This window comes from Paenibacillus sp. FSL R5-0928 (assembly GCF_037970385.1).
In the GTDB taxonomy this organism is placed as follows: Bacteria; Bacillota; Bacilli; order Paenibacillales; family Paenibacillaceae; genus Paenibacillus_AQ; species Paenibacillus_AQ odorifer.
On the sequence record NZ_CP150225.1, the window covers coordinates 3,373,948 to 3,391,042 of the forward strand.

The 17,095-nt window shown below is 41.8% G+C and carries 13 protein-coding genes and 1 riboswitch; of the genes, 12 read left to right on the top strand and 1 reads right to left on the bottom strand.

Going from position 1 to position 17,095, the window contains the following annotated elements; genetic code table 11:
* Nucleotides 1-29: 29 nt before the first annotated feature.
* Together MKZ16_RS15235 and MKZ16_RS15240 are read left to right on the top strand one after the other, a co-directional pair.
* Nucleotides 30-710, top strand: a complete 681-nt coding sequence (locus MKZ16_RS15235) for an HAD family hydrolase (protein WP_076105617.1) — start codon at nt 30-32, stop codon at nt 708-710.
* Nucleotides 711-715: 5 nt separating this feature from the next.
* Nucleotides 716-1,303 (top strand): GNAT family N-acetyltransferase, encoded by a 588-nt coding sequence (locus tag MKZ16_RS15240; RefSeq protein ID WP_339815869.1) that lies wholly within the window; start codon nt 716-718, stop codon nt 1,301-1,303.
* A gap of 693 nt (nt 1,304-1,996) precedes the next feature.
* Here the strand turns inward: MKZ16_RS15240 and MKZ16_RS15245 are convergent.
* Nucleotides 1,997-3,049, bottom strand: coding sequence for a 2,3-butanediol dehydrogenase (locus MKZ16_RS15245; RefSeq protein WP_036678113.1), 1,053 nt, complete (start codon nt 3,047-3,049; stop codon nt 1,997-1,999).
* 315 nt (nt 3,050-3,364) lie between these two features.
* Between MKZ16_RS15245 and MKZ16_RS15250 the strand changes: the two genes are divergently transcribed.
* The 10 genes from MKZ16_RS15250 (at nt 3,365) to MKZ16_RS15295 (ending at nt 17,037) form a co-directional block, all read left to right on the top strand.
* The gene (locus tag MKZ16_RS15250) at nt 3,365-4,387 is read left to right on the top strand and encodes a LacI family DNA-binding transcriptional regulator (RefSeq protein ID WP_036678110.1); all 1,023 of its coding nucleotides are present in this window, start codon (nt 3,365-3,367) and stop codon (nt 4,385-4,387) included.
* Between the two features lie 111 nt (nt 4,388-4,498).
* Nucleotides 4,499-5,431 (top strand): cysteine synthase A, encoded by a 933-nt coding sequence (gene cysK, locus MKZ16_RS15255; protein ID WP_036678108.1) that lies wholly within the window; start codon nt 4,499-4,501, stop codon nt 5,429-5,431.
* A 963-nt stretch (nt 5,432-6,394) separates the two neighbouring features.
* Nucleotides 6,395-7,936: a TPM domain-containing protein gene (locus MKZ16_RS15260; protein WP_076105619.1), complete on the top strand. Its 1,542-nt coding sequence runs from the start codon at nt 6,395-6,397 to the stop codon at nt 7,934-7,936.
* Nucleotides 7,937-8,110: 174 nt separating this feature from the next.
* Entirely contained in the window at nt 8,111-9,238 is a 1,128-nt protein-coding gene (locus MKZ16_RS15265; RefSeq protein ID WP_076105620.1) for a phosphodiester glycosidase family protein, read from the top strand.
* Nucleotides 9,239-9,358: 120 nt separating this feature from the next.
* Nucleotides 9,359-10,291, top strand: coding sequence for a LysR family transcriptional regulator (locus MKZ16_RS15270; RefSeq protein WP_076105621.1), 933 nt, complete (start codon nt 9,359-9,361; stop codon nt 10,289-10,291).
* 16 nt (nt 10,292-10,307) lie between these two features.
* Entirely contained in the window at nt 10,308-11,423 is a 1,116-nt protein-coding gene (locus tag MKZ16_RS15275) for a 5-methyltetrahydropteroyltriglutamate--homocysteine S-methyltransferase (RefSeq protein ID WP_076105622.1), read from the top strand.
* Nucleotides 11,424-11,562: 139 nt separating this feature from the next.
* Nucleotides 11,563-12,690: a 5-methyltetrahydropteroyltriglutamate--homocysteine S-methyltransferase gene (locus MKZ16_RS15280; RefSeq protein WP_076105623.1), complete on the top strand. Its 1,128-nt coding sequence runs from the start codon at nt 11,563-11,565 to the stop codon at nt 12,688-12,690.
* Between the two features lie 165 nt (nt 12,691-12,855).
* Complete coding sequence (locus tag MKZ16_RS15285; protein ID WP_036678376.1) at nt 12,856-13,578, top strand: YebC/PmpR family DNA-binding transcriptional regulator; 723 nt, start codon at nt 12,856-12,858, stop codon at nt 13,576-13,578.
* Nucleotides 13,579-13,585: 7 nt separating this feature from the next.
* A riboswitch (Fluoride riboswitch) is annotated at nt 13,586-13,648 on the top strand.
* 67 nt (nt 13,649-13,715) lie between these two features.
* A complete protein-coding gene (locus tag MKZ16_RS15290; RefSeq protein WP_038570813.1) occupies nt 13,716-15,026 on the top strand; it encodes a voltage-gated chloride channel family protein in 1,311 nt (436 codons plus the stop codon).
* A 445-nt stretch (nt 15,027-15,471) separates the two neighbouring features.
* Nucleotides 15,472-17,037 carry an ABC-F family ATP-binding cassette domain-containing protein gene (locus MKZ16_RS15295; protein ID WP_076105624.1) on the top strand — a complete coding sequence of 522 codons (1,566 nt, stop codon included), beginning with the start codon at nt 15,472-15,474 and terminating at the stop codon, nt 17,035-17,037.
* Nucleotides 17,038-17,095: the final 58 nt, after the last annotated feature.

Here is a 17,095-nt window from a genome sequence, read left to right on the forward strand (position 1 = left end):
TAATAACAGTCGAGGGGAGCAAGACAACCGTGGGAAGAGGATTACACAACATTTTATTTGATTTAGATGGTACTTTAACAGACCCCAAAGAAGGCATCACCAAAAGCGTAGAATACGCTTTGAACAAATTTGATATACAGATCGAACACTTGGATGAGCTTCTTCCTTACATAGGTCCTCCGTTATATGATTCATTTATCGAGCTGCACCATTTCACTGAGGAACAAGCGCTTCAAGCGGTTGCTTTTTACCGGGAGCGTTACAGTGCCACGGGATTATTTGAGAATATGGTGATTGAAGGTATACCCCAATTGCTGGAGGGACTTAAGACGAATGGATACTCATTGTATGTAGCAACCTCCAAACCGACTGTTTTTGCAGCACAGATTCTTGAGCATTATAAGCTCGATCATTATTTCAAACATATCGGAGGAAGTAATCTGGACGGTACCCGTTCTAAGAAGCAAGAGGTTATTCAGTACGTGCTTGATGAGAATGACATACATCCAGAGGAAGCGGTAATGATAGGAGATCGTAAGCATGATATGATCGGTGCTATTGGCTGTGGTGTCGAATCTATTGGAGTGACTTTTGGTTATGGTCCCAAGGAAGAGCTTGAACAAGCCGGAGCAGACCATATCGCCTTTCGTGTGGAAGAAATTGCAGATATCATTCAGCATATTTCATTGAGAGAACGGTGCACCAAATGAGTGTTATGAATACTGAACTACTTGACGGGAAAACAATTAAGCTGGTTCCAATAGATGAAAGTCATGCAGAAGGATTGGCGAGAGTGTTAAGAAATCCAGACATCTGGGAATTTACCTGGCGAAAAATAACGTCGGACGAGCAGGTGCAAGGATTAATCTCAACAGCTTTAGCAAATCAAAAAAACGGTTCACAAATTACCTTTACTATCATTGAGAAAGCAACAGGTCAAATTATCGGAACCACAAGGATTATGCATCCGGATTTGGTTCATCGCAATGCGGAAATCGGATGTACCTGGATCTCGCCTGATTATTGGAGGACTAGTGTGAACACAGAGGGCAAGTCGCTGCTGCTACACTATTGTTTTGAAGAACTTAAGCTGATCCGTGTAGAATTTACAGTGGTCGCGAACAACTTGAGGTCACAAAGAGCAGTAGAACGAATTGGGGCGGTTAAAGAAGGAGTTCTGCGCAAGCATAGAATCAAGTCTGACGGATCGATTCATGATAATGTGGTCTTTAGCATATTGGATACCGAATGGCCTGCTGTAAAAGAGAATCTGCATTATTTGATAAATGATAAATACGCATAAGTATAGATAGTAGCAAACAAACGGGCTAGGGGCTGTTCCATAGGGAGCTACACTTCATCTAGAATAGATGAATCAGAGTGGCGATGGAAGCAATTAGTTGAAGCAGAGCGAGCGTTTAATTGTATTTTGTACAACTATAATTCCTTAATTGGTTGGGTCATAGATATAACTGTATTTAGTACATCTATTTTCCTCATTTACTTCCGTATAGGTAGATTTTTAGGTTTTTAATTGTACAGAATACAATTAAAACAAGTATAGTTGCTTTTTCATCCGGAATAAGTGCACAGAATGCAGTTATTTCACATTTACCCTATATCACTCCCCATTATCTCATTCGAATCCTTTAAATTAGGTGCTAGAAGTATACTAAGAGGGGATACAACGGAAGCTACGGACGGTCCGAAAGGATCACTCAAGAGCATCAGACTTGGCAACTCCTGCATAGTGTGTGGACAATTATACTTTGGTGGATCAGCGGATGTTTAAGCGGGTTAAATCAGAGTGTATAAGGATTTGCCCATAAATTTGCTTAAGCCCCGCTACAGATCAAAAACACCAGGCAGCGATACTCCATTTCCCGGAGTATCGCTGCCTGGTTGTTTTTTTAATAACAGAGACCGCTACAAATTCTAGAAAGAGCTGCTAGGGGCAGCGCCTTCTTTTATGATTCAGCCAATAGGCTGCTTATGGTTATTGTTTAGGACTTACAAGGATTTTTACTTGATTTTTTTCTTTCAAAAGTGCCTCAAACCCGTGATCAATCACTTCATTCAGTTTAATTCTCTTAGTAACAAGCTTCTCAGCAGGGAAGTACCCTTGTTCCATCAAGCTAATTACAGCTGGGAAAACATCACGGTATCCGATGATACCAGTTAAGTTGCGTTCTTTAAGTACGATATTGTTTGGAGTAATCGTAGCATCTTTTTCGAAAATACTAACGATCATGATTTGTCCACTCAATTTAGTGGAATTAATGGCTTGGGTTAGAACGGGAGGGACGCCAGTGACTTCAAAAGCAACATCTACGCCACCATCGGTACGTTTTTGAATTTCTTCGACCACATCATATTGTTTAGGATCGATTACAATACCACCGAGTTCTTCAGCTTTACTCTTACGTTCTTCAGAAAGTTCTACAACATAGATTTCCGCTGCACCGGATGCTTTCAAAGCTTCAATGACCAGCAAACCGATTGGGCCAGCACCGAATACTACAGCTTTATCTCCAACCTTTAGTTGACTGGAACGAACAGCGTGTAGAGCAACGGCAGAAGGTTCCACGAGAGCACCTTGTTCATAGGATAAGCTGTCTGGAATTTTGTGCACCATATGTTGGTCTGCTGCGACGTATTCTGAGAATCCACCGCCACCACCAGCCAAACCTAGGAAGCCCATTTTTTCACAAAGATTATATTTACCTTGTCGACAAGCCACACATTCACCACATGCAAAAACAGGCTCGACGACGACGCGATCACCAACATTAAACTTGCTAACGCCTTTACCTACTTCTACGATTTGTCCAGAAAATTCATGTCCCATTACGACTGGAGCTTTTTCACCAGTAAGGGGATGATCAGTACCTTGGGGGATGAAAATAGGGCCAGCTACATATTCGTGAAGATCGCTGCCACAAATTCCGCACCATTCGATTTTGATTTTCACTTTTCCTTCAAGGGCTGCTGGTTCTTCAATCGTTTCTAACCGTAGATCTTTGACGTTATGCCATCTTAATGCTTGCATATCATTCATCTCCTAGATTAATAATTGATAATAAATAGTGTTTTATTTCTGAAAAAGAGGAAACGTTTCCGAGAACAAATATGTCACATAATTTTCATATTGTCAAATTTAAATAATGAAAATATTAATATCGAAAATTAGTGAAATATTTCACTAAAACGGAGCTATATCAAGCGTTAAGGCACATGACGGTAGCTGAGATATGTATTTTTCTATGCAGTATTATGTTATAATCTTTACATTGGAATTTTGATTTTAGATGAGCGGAATAGAGATAAATACGAAAACGATTCCGGAAATAAGGGGACTATCAGAGTGGCTAATAAAAACAAAGTAACCATAGAGGATGTAGCGAAACGGGCGGGGGTAGGTATTGCTACTGTCTCAAGAGCCATTAATAATTCAGAGGGAATTAGTTCCAAGACCAAGGCGCTGGTACTTCAAGTGATTGAGGAGATGGGTTTCACTCCGAACACCTCTGCGCAAAGCCTCAAAATCCGCCAAACGAAGCAAATTGCTCTGGCCGTTCCTGACATCCGCAACGCAATTATTCCGGATATCGCCTGGTCCGTAGAGCAAGCCGCTAAACAACATAGCTATCGGGTAATTCAAATTAATACTTCTGGCAACCCGCGCACTGAGCTCGAAACGATTCGTGAGGTCAAAAAATTACATGTAGATGGACTCATTATCATGCCTCTTGCTTATCCAAAGACCATGGTAGAGTTAATTAATAAATCGAGTGTTCCGGTCTCCATCATTAACTACGGGAAAAGAATCACAGAAAATGTGAAAGCAGACATCGTCAGCTTGTCACGTTTTGAAGGTCAATTAGTGATGGAGCATTTAATCAATATCGGTCGAACTAGAATTGCATATGCAGGAGCTCAAAAAGATCTTATTGAAGATCGTTATCTTGCCTATCAGCAAGCTTTAAAACAAGTGGATATTTCGCTTGTTTATTTTGGCGAAGACTTTTCCTTGCAAACGGGGCTGCAAGCCGCTGATTATTTCTACAGCCTGACACATATGCCAGACGCTATTTATGCAGTGAATGACATGGTGGCCATAGGTATTGTGAATCGTTTTAAAGAATTAGGCGTTCGTGTTCCGGAAGATGTGGCGGTGGTTGGGGTGGATAATAACTCATGGACAACTATTACAACGCCTCAGATTAGTTCGGTTTCCATCATGGGGAATGAAGTGGCGCGTTTAGCCACACAGCTTCTTTTACAACGTATTCAGGATAATATTACCGGGGAGTATCAAAGGGTGCAGCTTGATCCACGATTAATCGTGCGAGAGTCGAGTGTTTCGGTTAGACGTAGTACGAATTAACGGCCTCAATTTGCGACTAATAAGAATCAATAGGTTGTAAATCCTTTAAATCCTGCTAGACTTAATACAGAGTAATTTGATTGGAAATTAAGAAATGAGGTGCGGATCATTATGGCTAATATTTACAAGAGCTTAACCGATCTGATCGGAAATACACCGTTATTAGAGATTTCAAAGTATAGTAAAACCCAAAACGTAGAAGCAAGGGTTCTTGCCAAGTTGGAATCTTTTAATCCTGCAGGTAGTGTTAAGGATCGTATTGGGTATGCATTGATCAAAGATGCGGAAGAGAGAGGTCTCATCAATAAAGATTCTGTCATTATTGAGCCTACCAGTGGAAACACTGGGATTGGACTTGCTTTTGCAGCTGCTAGCTTGGGGTATTCACTGATCATCGTCCTACCAGATACATTTAGTGTTGAACGCCGTAAATTAATGCTGGCACTAGGTGCTGAGCTTGTGTTAACACCGGGAACTGAAGGGATGAGCGGAGCTGTAAGAAAGGCAGAACAATTAGCTGCGGAAATTCCAAATTCATTTATTCCCCAACAATTCAGCAATCCTGCGAACCCGGAAATACACAGAACGACTACAGCTGAGGAAATTTGGCGGGATACCGATGGAGATGTAGATATTTTTATAGCAGGTGTTGGTTCTGGAGGCACTATCTCGGGTGTTGGAAAAGCGTTGAAAGAAAAGAACCCCGCAGTCCAAATCGTTGCCATTGAGCCGTTTGACTCCCCTGTTTTATCAGGAGGCCGTCCTAAGGGACATGGGATTCAGGGCATTGGAGCTAACTTTATTCCGGAGAATTACGATAATGAGGTAGTGGATGAGATTTTTCAGGTGAAAAATGATGATGCCTATAGCGTATCACGTGCACTTGCGAGAACAGAGGGTTTGCTGGTGGGTATCTCCTCCGGAGCAGCTGTTTACGCAGCTACACAAATCGCTAAGCGTCCTGAGAATAAAGACAAGACCATCGTGGTAATTCTGCCGGATACCGGTGAGCGTTACTTAACAACTACTCTGTTTGATTTTTAACGGAACATGAGCTCGAGATCCAACTAATTGGCTTTAAATTCATGAGGCTCAGCAATATGCTGAGTCTTTTTGTTGTTGGAGTATTGGCTGTATATCTAAGATTCCGGGTATCTCAAGTAACTAAGAAGTTTAAGAGGGATTCCAAAACTTCCATTATTACAAGTAGCTAAGAGAGTTTAGTGTGTTACGGACCGTATTGCAGCTATTTCGCCTTTTCAGCTCATTTTGCTGCGTTATCGGACTGTATAGCACTTATTGGCCAACATTTATGGATAAGTGGTGTGGTTTTAAGTAAATAGCTGCAACTGAGTCCGATAGACTGCCACAAACCCGCAAATGAACAAAATAACGTCTCCTGAGTCCGATCCATCGGCGAAAAGTATGTTATCCAGTAGGAGGATTCCAAAACTCCAATGTTCCTCAAGTAGCTTAGGAAGTTTAGGGGGATTCCAAACCTCCCATTATCTCAAGTAACTAAGAAGTTTAAGAGGGATTCCAAAACTTCCATTATTACAAGTAGCTAAGAGAGTTTAGTGTGTTACGGACCGTATAGCATCTATTTCGCCTTTTAAGCTCATTTTGCCGAGGTATCGGACTGCATAGCACTTATAGGCCAACATTTGCGGATAAGTGGTGTGGTTTTGAGTAAATAGCTGCAACTGAGTCCGATAGCTTACAGTAAACCCGCAAATGAACTAAATAACGTCTCCTGCGTCCGATGCATCGGCGAAAAGTATGTTATCCAGTAGGAGGATTCCAAAACTCCAATGTTCTTGAGTTTGATCCCTCAACACAACACGATGATTGCCCCTAAAGCGACTCGCACGCCTTAAATCACCTGCCTCACAAATTCTAACCGTTTTTTCCTGTTGTGTAATTTCCAGTTTAGAATAAAATGGAACTATTCCGCTAACCGCGCGTAACCGATAAATAAGAGAGATAATGATAGATCAGGAGGTACATATGAACACGAGAACTCTAAAAATACTGCTACGTACCACACTTGCTGCCTTATTGTTAAGTGTATTGCTTTTGCCGGCTGTAAGTTTAGCCAAAACTGCTGTACCTAAGCATACGGGTTCATTTTATGTAAATGATTTTGCGAATGTGATTGACGAGAAAGCAGAGAATTACATGGTGAACTACGGTATTCGATTACATCAGGCTACTGGAGCTCAAGTGGTGCTTGTAACTGTCGACTCTACTGAAGGGGTTTCGATGGAAGAGTATGCAAAATCGCTTTTCAATAGCTGGGGTGTGGGGGCTGCGGATAAAAATAACGGTCTGCTGCTGCTCCTTTCTATAAAAGATGATGATTATTGGGCGGTACAAGGTAAAGGTATAGAGGAATCATTGCCTAACAGTAAGATTAAAGAGATTCTTTCACAATATCTTGAGCCGGATTTCGCAGCTAAAACATACAGTAATGGTGCTAGGAAGACGTATGGAGCTTTTATTCAAGCTATGGGCGGTACTTGGGCAGAAAATGTTGGTACCAAAAATTACGTATCCGATAATGCGGGTGTGCTCAAAAAAGTAACTAAAGACTATCTGAACGATTCCAGCAACAGATATAAAACAACAACCGGAAGTGGAATTTATGTGGTTACCGTAAAAAATGCTGGAGATAAAACATTGCAGGACTATACCTATATGAAGTTTGCTTCGGTAGGTGCTGGTCCTAAGGATGTTATGCTTGTATTGGACATAGGCGGAGACAACTATCATGTTCTACAAGGCAAGGATATCGACAAGGTTTTAACTAATGAGGCTATTAGTAATATTTTAAATACCGTGCTTGAACCCCAATTTGTGAAAAAAGATTACGGAACGGGAGCTACAACGACAGTTAATTCGTTCTACAGTTTCTTGTTAGCGAGAGCGGATCATCCGCAAGGAGTCACTGGAAACAACGGAAACAATGTTAATCCTGGAACTACAACGAACTCTGGTACTTCCTCTACTACTGCTATAAGTGGAGGTGAGGCGGTTAGTAAAAGCAAGGCTTTTCTAATCTTCTCAGCAATTTTTGGTTCGCTCATCTTATTTGGATTTACTGCTTCACGACGCAATAGATATATAGAAATGTATGGTTTGCCATTTAATCCATATAGCCAAAGGAATATACGCCGTTATGGTCCTTGGCATGGTCAAGCCGATTACGGTTATGGCAGACGCTGGCATAGACGTTATTATCATCACCATCATAATCATCATAGAAATACACCATCCAATAACTCACAGTCAAGCTTCTGGGGAAACAGTGGTGGCGGAGGCTCTACTAACGGTGGCGGGGCAGGAAGGTATTCCTCAAGCAACGAGAACCATGGTGGTGGAGGTTCCAGCAGTGGTGGAGGAGCAGGAAGACATTCTTCCAGCTCTTCAAGCAGCAGCAGATCTAACAATGATAGTGGCTCTTCCGGTGGAGGAGGTTATTCCGGCGGTGGTGGCTCATCAGGTGGCGGCGGTAGCGCTAGCAGCGGCGGTGGAGTAGGAAGACATTAGAATTTGATTAGCTATATGTGAGCAGGTAGCCAAAACTTTGGAAACCTGCTCTTTTTTGTTTTTGAAATGATGACTATTACTCAAACAGAAACTTTTAACGAAAATCATCGTCTATGATAAGGACGAGTTGTACATATTATCAAATTAGTAATATTTAGGGAGGAATACTTAGAAGTGAGCACTTCATCATTACCTCAACGTTCCAATGCACGCAATAAGAAACCTGTTAAGAAACCAATAAAAAAGCGTAAGAAACGGAGTTTTTTTCGCACCTTATCCAAAGTTTTTTTATTCTGCTTATTCTTAATGTTCGCTGCTGGTGGATGGCTTTATTTTGCACCCTCGGCTCAGAACTTACGTTATACGATCGCAGATACGCTAATTACAACACAACATCGCTATATGGCTAAATATATTATAGGTGAAGATCAACTGAAGGACCGGGTAACCGAGTATACCGCCCGCTTTGAAGAGATGGGGGACGAAATAGATACACATACGATCGCTCCCGAACCTGAGGTGGTAGAGAAGCCACTTGTCGAGATTGAGAATGTCTCAGGCAGTGGTTATACCGGATATGTAATGATTGTTAATGATCCAACCAAAGTCCGGCTAGGAATACCTAATAAGATTGGTTCAGGTGAAAAAGTAACCAGTATGGTGAAGCGTACAGGCGCTATCGCCGGAGTTAACGGTGGTGGATTCGCTGATCCGAACTGGAAAGGTAACGGTTTTAAACCTATAGGAATTGTAGTCTCTCAAGGTAAATTATATTACAACGGTCTAGGCGGTAAAAAATCTACACAGATTGTTGGTCTTGATAAACAAGGAAAAATGGTTGCCGGGAATTATACGCTAGATGAGATTAGTAAAATGGGGGTTCAGGAGGCAGTTACTTTTAGCCCGCGGCTAATCGTCAATGGCAAAGGATTGATTAAGAATGCAGCGGAAGGTTGGGGGATTGCACCTAGAACAGCAATGGGTCAGCGGGCAGATGGCGCTATTATTTTTGTGGTAATTGACGGTCGACAGCCTACTTATAGTATTGGAGCAAATCTCTATGATGTGCAGCAAATTTTGCTTAAGCATGGAGCCGTGATAGCGGCTAATCTTGATGGTGGATCTTCTACGGTACTTGTAAAAGACAATGAGATTATGAATAAACCTTCATCCCAATATGGTGAGCGGTATTTGCCTACAGCCTTTTTAGTTTTTGAGCATCCAGAACAGGTTGATATGCCAAATATTTGGAAAGGACTAGATCCTGCCAAGATTGATGCCGGGAAAAAGAGAACACAATAAGTACGCGTTATTGGGCACCTGAAAAGGATTATCTTGGAATGAGAGATGTATTTATGCTACGATATCAGCTAGTATGAAACAGAATGCAGTACGAATAGGTCTGGAACAGGGGGAATAGGAGTGACGTTGCAGCAGCTCCGCTACGCTATCGAAATTGCAAATAGTGGCTCCATGAATGAGGCGGCAAAGAAGCTCTTTGTTTCTCAACCGAGCCTGTCCAACGCTATTAAAGAGCTTGAAAATGAACTTGGGATTACCATCTTTGAACGGACGAACCGTGGAATCAGCATTTCTGTAGAAGGAATGGAATTTCTCGGATATGCCCGTCAAATCATTGAACAAACAGAGCTTATGGAGAATCGTTATACTGGGAAAAAGCGTAGCCCAATCTATTTTTCCATTTCGACTCAGCATTATGCTTTTGTGGTAGATGCTTTTGTGAGTCTCATGAAGCAAAGTGATGTCTCAGAGTACAACTTCAGCTTGAGAGAGACGCAAACCTACGACATCATCGAAGATGTGCGTACCCTCCGTAGCGATTTAGGGATTCTTTATATTAACGAGAGCAACTATAAGCATATGAATAAGCTGTTCAGTGATGGTAATCTGAAATTCACACCACTCTTTAATACCGACCCACATCTTTATGTCAGAACTGGACATCCGCTTGCCCAGAAGGAAAGGATTTCGCAGGACGATATTTTACCTTTTCCGTATATTACTTTTGAACAAGGTGAGAACAATTCACTTCACTTCTCGGAGGAAATGTTAAGTTTTTCTCAGATTGAGAAGAATATTAAAGTGAATGACCGGGCAACCTTGACCAATTTATTAATGGGCACGGACGGTTATACGGTGGGTACAGGAATCATGGCATCCGATCTGAACGGTAATGGACTGAAGACGATTCCATTTGAGAGTAATGAAGTATTCACGGTTGGTTGGATTGCACATAAAGATCGCAGACCTAGTGTGATGGCATCCAAGTATATAGAAATCTTAAATGACTTGGTTTCCGGAAGTTATTTTGATCTAAATCATTTTTTACTATAGCTGTAGGAGGATCGGTATGATTAGACCCGTAACTGGCACCCAGAGAAATGCTCCACCCTTTCGCTATGATATCGTCGGCAGCTTCTTGCGTACGGAAGAAATTAAAGCAGCCCGCCTCCAATATGAGAATGGTGAAATCACAGGAAGTGAGCTTTATGAAATAGAGAATATTGAGATTGCTAAACTACTGGAACTAGAAAAGGAAGTAGGATTATTAGCAGTTACAGATGGTGAATTTCGCCGTTCCTGGTGGCATCTTGATTTCTTTGTTGGAATTAAAGGAACTGAAAAAATTAACTTAAACCAAGGGAGTGGAAGAGCGGAAACGGTTCAGCGCGCGGAATCATTCCGAATTGTTGACCGAATTTCCTTTGAAGATCATCCGATGCTCCAGCAATTTATCAAGCTCAAGCAAATGGCGGGAGACCGAATACCCAAAATGACGATTCCTTCACCTGCATTATTTCACTTTGTGGAGGAGTTTAATGGAAATGAAGTTTACCCTGATAAGGAAACTTTATTTCAAGATATCATAGCGGTTTACCAAACTGCGATTCAAGCATTTTACGATGCAGGCTGCCGTTACCTCCAGTTAGACGATACAACTTGGGGAACGCTGAGCAGTGGTAGACATCGCGCACATTTACGCAGTAGAGGTACAGATCCAGATCAGTTAGCAAAGGATTATGTTAGGCTGATTAATGAGAGTATTGCGAAGCGTCCGCATGATATGACCATCGCTCTGCACGTATGCCGAGGTAATTTCCGCTCCACTTGGTTCGCTGCTGGTGGTTATGAGCCTGTTGCCGAGGTGCTTTTTTCCAATTCAAAAGTTGATGCCTTTTTCTTGGAATATGATAATGAACGAGCTGGTGATTTCGAGCCTTTACGATTTATTAAAGACCAATTTGTAGTGTTGGGATTAGTGACAACCAAACATGGGGGTCTGGAGAGTAAAGAGCAGCTTAAGGCAAGGATCGAAGAAGCCGCGCAATATGTAGATATTGAGAAGCTGTGCCTAAGTCCTCAGTGTGGGTTTGCTTCTACGGAGGAAGGAAATATTCTAACCGAAGAAGAGCAGTGGGATAAAGTACGCCTTGTGATCGAAACCGCCCGAGAGGTCTGGTTATAATTAAATAAGCTAATTTGGTGGCCTGCTATAGCGTAAGCTTATGGTAGGCCATAGTTTTTAGGAGTTACCCTGTCCTGATTGTACAGTGCTATAGTGAATTCAACAGAAAAGCACAGACAAAGAAGGAGGACGAACCCCTATGAGTACCATCCAAAAAGGAAATCAAAGAACTGAAGTGCCATTCAGAGTAGATATCGTTGGCAGCTTCTTACGTCCGGAAACGATTAAGAGAGCTCGTGTCCAATATCAAAATAATGAAATCTCCGCTGATGAATTGCGCAAGGTTGAAGATACAGAGATTACCAGAGTCGTGAAAAGACAAAAAGCGGTCGGATTAAAAGGTGTAACGGATGGAGAGTTCCGTCGCTCTTGGTGGCATTTAGATTTTATGTGGGGCCTTGAAGGGGTAACAAAGAAAGTCAGCCCAGTGGGCTACCTGTTTAATGGTGTAGAGACTAGAGCGGAAACTGCAGAATTATCCGGAAAAATCCGTGGGACTAACCATCCGATGATCGCTGACTACAGACAATTGGTTAGCATAGCGGGAAATGATGTAGTAGCTCGCCAAACGATTCCTTCGCCAGCGCAGTTCCTTGCTGAACTTCAGCGCAATCAAAAGACTACTGTAGCGGTTTACAACAACCAGGATGAACTAGTGGCTGATATTGCTGCAGCTTATCGTGAAGTTATTCGCGACTTCTATGAGGCAGGTTGCCGTAATCTGCAATTGGACGACTGCACATGGGGGATGCTCTGTGATAAAGGATATTGGGAAGCTCGTCAAAAAGAGGGTGTAGATGTTAACGAAATCGCTAAGCTATACGCATTTGTAAATAACGAAGCGATAAAAGATCATCCAGCAGATATGGTAATTACGATGCATGTATGCCGTGGGAACTATGCGTCCACTTGGGCAGCATCCGGCGGATACGAGCCTATCGCAGAAGTGTTATTCGGAACGGTGGATGTAGATGGTTTCTATCTGGAGTTCGATACGGATCGGGCCGGAGATTTTGCACCCCTTAGATTTATTAAAGATCAACAAGTGGTTTTAGGTTTGTTCAGTTCGAAGTCAGGTGAGCTTGAGAATAAAGAAGAAATCATAGGACGGATTAAAGAAGCTTCGCAATATGTGGATATCAATCAGTTGTGCCTGAGCCCACAATGTGGTTTTGCCTCTACGGAAGAAGGAAACCATCTGACAGATCAACAACAATGGGACAAACTGCAGTTTATTAAAGAGATTGCAGATGAAATATGGCAGTAATCTATAAAAAATTAGCAGGCTCCTGATTGAATCAGAAGCCTTTTTCTATACGTATTGTGACAGCTTAGAGGATTAACCTACTACTGCACTTTACTAGAGCTATCGAAGAAGGGTATAATAAGTAACAATTGTTTTTAATTCATGTTGAAAGAGAGCGGGAACAATATGGGTCGTAAGTGGAATAATATTAAAGAAAAGAAAGCTTCCAAAGACGCAAACACAAGTCGTGTTTATGCAAAGTTTGGTGTTGAGATTTATGTAGCAGCAAAGAAGGGTGAACCCGATCCAGAAGCGAACCGGGCTCTGAAAGTTGTATTAGAACGTGCAAAAACTTACAATGTACCAAAAGCGATCATTGACCGTGCGCTTGATAAAGCTAAAGGCAGCGCTGAAGAAAATTATGAAGAGCTTCGTTATGAAGGATTTGGACCTAGCGGTTCAATGATCATCGTTGATGCGCTCACAAATAACGTTAACCGGACAGCTCCATTGATCCGTTCAACCTTCAGTAAGAATGGCGGAAATATGGGTGTCAGCGGATCAGTAGCTTACATGTTTGACTCTACGGCCGTTATAGGTGTGGAAGGTAAAACTGCTGATGAAGTAATTGAAATGATGTTTGATGCAGAACTTGATGTACGCGATGTGCTGGAAGAGGATGATGCAGTTATTGTTTATGCAGAGCCTGATCAGTTCAATGCAGTGCAAGAAGTATTCAAAAATGCAGGCATCACTGAATTTACTGTTGCTGAGTTAAACATGCTTCCACAAAACTATGTGGCACTCCCAGAAGATGCTCAAGCTCAATTCGAGAAATTGATTGATGCTTTGGAAGACCTGGAAGATGTTCAACAAGTGTATCATAACGTAGATTCAGAAGAAGAATAATTTAAGTTTTATAAAGGGCGATGGAGTTCGCCATAACTGTCTCTCTGAGACTAATGACTCCTACCAGTGTGAGCTTCCCTGGTAGGGGTCTGTTTTATTGTTGAGACTAATTTATTTTGTCCTTAGGAGCTGTCGAGATGAATCCATGGTCTACCCGATGGTTTGAAATCACTAAGAAGCGAAGTTATTTTGCACTTTGGAGTACTTTTATCAAATGGATTGTGCTTGGTAGTGTGGTTGGCATTTTATCCGGCACCGCCTCTGCTTTTTTTCTGAAAAGCTTGGATTACGTTACAGATGTACGTTTAGAGCATCCGTGGCTACTTTATTTGTTGCCTCTTGGGGGAGTACTTGTTAGTTTCTTATATATGCGATATGGCAAGAACAGTTCTAAAGGCAATAACCTCATTCTAGAACAAATTCAGGACGGACAAGAAACCATACCTTTGCGAATGGCTCCATTGGTGTTGTTCGGAACATTAGTAACCCACTTATTTGGTGGATCCGCTGGGCGTGAAGGGACAGCTGTTCAAATGGGCGGAAGCCTTGCGGAATGGTTCGGAAAGCTGATTAAAATCAGTCCTATGGATCGCAAAATATTGTTAATGTGCGGAATTAGCGGTGGTTTTGGATCTATATTCGGCACTCCACTAGCAGGAACTTTGTTTGGTCTAGAGGTAGTAACCATTGGACTTATTAGTCAACAGGCATTACTTCCATGTTTTGTGGCTAGCTTTGTTGGTGATCTGGTCACCACTCGATTGTGGGGCGTTCATCATACACACTATGTAGTGAATGAATTTCCAGCCTTAAGTTTAATGATTATTCTAAAAGTGGTATTGGCCTCTGTAATTTTTGGTCTCGTGAGTATGCTTTTCAGTGAACTGACTCATTTTCTAAAAAGAATCTTCACCGCCATGATAAGCAATCCAATGATAAAAGGTGCAGTAGGTGGATTAATTATCATTGCCTTAGTATTCCTTGTAGGGTCTCGTGATTACTTAGGCCTCGGAATTCCATTAATCAAGGATTCTTTTGAGGGAGATATCTCACCGTTCGCTTTTTTATGGAAGCTGATCTTTACTGCCTTTACCTTAGGAACAGGATTTCAGGGTGGTGAGGTTACTCCGTTATTTGTGATTGGTGCCACACTAGGCAATGCTTTGGCTGAAATATTACATGTGTATGGACCCTTTTTAGCTGCCCTCGGTTTTATTGCTGTCTTCTGTGGAGCTACTAGCACGCCTATCGCTTGCTTTTTAATGGGGATCGAGCTGTTTGGTTCGGAAGGAGCCATATACATGTTTATCGCTTGTGTGGTGAGTTATTTATTCTCCGGACATAGTAGTATTTATACTTCACAGCTTATCGGTGTATCGAAGAGCCAGTTCATTACAATTCCTCAAGGGACTAGGATCGGTACGGTCAAACGCGCCCGCAAAAAATAACAGCACCTCTCGGATGGTGGTTGACAAGTGCGGGTACACGATTTAAAATGTAGCCAAACGAAGGGATGGTTCAACATGATTCATGTGGAAACTGAAAAATTATATACCAGAAGCTGCTCCGAACAATCGGATACAAACGATGAAACGTTGTCCGGAGCTTAATCAAAAAGCGAATCGCTTTTTATATCATCGAAAGATAGCTAGGTCATTTTAGTGTGATTATTCATGCTTATTTGATTACGCCATCTTCCGATGTTAATGATTAAGAGGCTGTAGACAATTTTCGTCTACAGCCTTTTGTGTTTGTAATGTTCAGTTTCCAAACTGACAATTATCTATTTGTGCCGTCTATTCGTGCACGGATAAGCAGAAGGCTTGCGCCCAAGGGCGCGGTGTCTTCTGCTTTTTTTGTGCTTAAAAACAATTATAGAAAAGAGGAAAGTAAATGAGTTTACTTGAGGTTTCTAATTTATCACATGCTTTTGGAGATAAAGTGCTGTATAAACAGGTTTCTTTGGAAGTCTACAAAGGGGAGCATGTAGGTGTGGTGGGTCAGAATGGAACAGGGAAAAGCACATTAATTGGTATTCTGACGGGCGAGGTGATCCCTGATGGTGGAACGATTAAATGGCAGCCCAATATCAAAATAGGCCATCTTGATCAATACGCGGTTATTGATGGGTCAAGTACAGTTCAAAGTTATTTAAGGCGAGCGTTCACTGAATTATACAAAATGGAAGAAAAGATGAATGCACTTTATGCGGAATGTGCAGTTACTGGCAATGAAGTGCTTTTGCAGAAGGCAGCAGACCTTCAGGAACGACTCGAGGCGCTCAACTATTATTCTATCGAGAGCAATATCAGTAAAGTGGTTACGGGGCTAGGATTAAACGCAATGGGGATGGACCGTCCTATTGATCAGCTTAGTGGGGGGCAGCGAACCAAAGTTATATTGGCAAAGCTGTTGCTTGAACAACCTGATGTGTTATTGCTCGACGAGCCCACCAATTATCTCGACACCACGCATATTAACTGGCTTGCTGAATATCTGATAGCGTTCGATCAAGCCTTCATTGTGGTCTCTCATAACTATGCTTTTCTCGATAAAATATCAACAAGCATTTGCGATATTGAAGGGGAAACGATTAAGAAATATCATGGCAAATATGCTGATTTTTTGAGACAGAAGGAGCATTTTCGCGAGAGCCATATCCGGCAGTACCATGCACAGCAGAAAAAAATTGAAGCCACTGAGCAATATATCCGGAAAAATGTTGCTGGTGTTAATTCTAGAATTGCCCGTGGCCGTCAGAAGCAGCTGGATCGTATGGAGAGAGTCGCTGCACCGACGTTTGTCACTAAAGCATCTATCCGTTTTCAAGAGCTTCCTGTTAATGCACAAGTTGCGCTTAGAGTAGACCATCTGGTGGTTGGTTACGTCAAACCGCTGCTGCCCAAATTAACATTTTCGATTCGAGGAGGACAAAAGATAGTCATTACAGGCTTTAACGGCATCGGAAAATCAACATTGCTGAAAACATTAGTTGGTCAAATCTCCTGTGTTGCCGGGGCTTTCCGCTTTGCCGAACAAGTCTCTATTGGTTACTACGAGCAAGATTTAATTTGGGAAAACGATAACATGACACCTATTGAAATCGTCTCATCGTTTTATCCAAAATTGACTATTAAGGAAATACGTCGTCATCTAGCATTATGTGTTGTAAAAGATAGTCACGTTACACAGCCTATCCGTACACTCAGCGGTGGCGAACAATCTAAAGTTAAGCTGTGTCTTTTATTGCTTACAGCATGTAATTTCTTAATCTTAGATGAGCCCACCAATCACTTAGATGCCGAAACAAAAGATGCTTTACAGAATGCTTTAATCCAATTTAAAGGTACAGTGATTCTGGTTTCTCATGAGGAGCAATTTTATCAAGGGTGGGTGGATCGTGTAATCAATATTGTGGATGAAAATAGAAATAGAGAACTAAAGTATAGCCATAGATAAGGTTAACTAGTAACATGAAGCTGTTCCAAATTAATACAATCGTCTTCAAATGGCTTCC

Excerpts from the sequence above, each read along its gene's own strand:
- MKZ16_RS15240 (WP_339815869.1), top strand. The coding sequence starts at position 716 with ATGAATACTGAACTACTTGACGGGAAAACAATTAAGCTGGTTCCAATA.
- MKZ16_RS15245 (WP_036678113.1), bottom strand. The coding sequence starts at position 3,049 with ATGCAAGCATTAAGATGGCATAACGTCAAAGATCTACGGTTAGAAACG.
- cysK (WP_036678108.1), top strand. The coding sequence starts at position 4,499 with ATGGCTAATATTTACAAGAGCTTAACCGATCTGATCGGAAATACACCG.
- MKZ16_RS15260 (WP_076105619.1), top strand. The coding sequence starts at position 6,395 with ATGAACACGAGAACTCTAAAAATACTGCTACGTACCACACTTGCTGCC.
- MKZ16_RS15275 (WP_076105622.1), top strand. The coding sequence starts at position 10,308 with ATGATTAGACCCGTAACTGGCACCCAGAGAAATGCTCCACCCTTTCGC.
- MKZ16_RS15280 (WP_076105623.1), top strand. The coding sequence starts at position 11,563 with ATGAGTACCATCCAAAAAGGAAATCAAAGAACTGAAGTGCCATTCAGA.
- MKZ16_RS15285 (WP_036678376.1), top strand. The coding sequence starts at position 12,856 with ATGGGTCGTAAGTGGAATAATATTAAAGAAAAGAAAGCTTCCAAAGAC.
- MKZ16_RS15290 (WP_038570813.1), top strand. The coding sequence starts at position 13,716 with ATGAATCCATGGTCTACCCGATGGTTTGAAATCACTAAGAAGCGAAGT.
- MKZ16_RS15295 (WP_076105624.1), top strand. The coding sequence starts at position 15,472 with ATGAGTTTACTTGAGGTTTCTAATTTATCACATGCTTTTGGAGATAAA.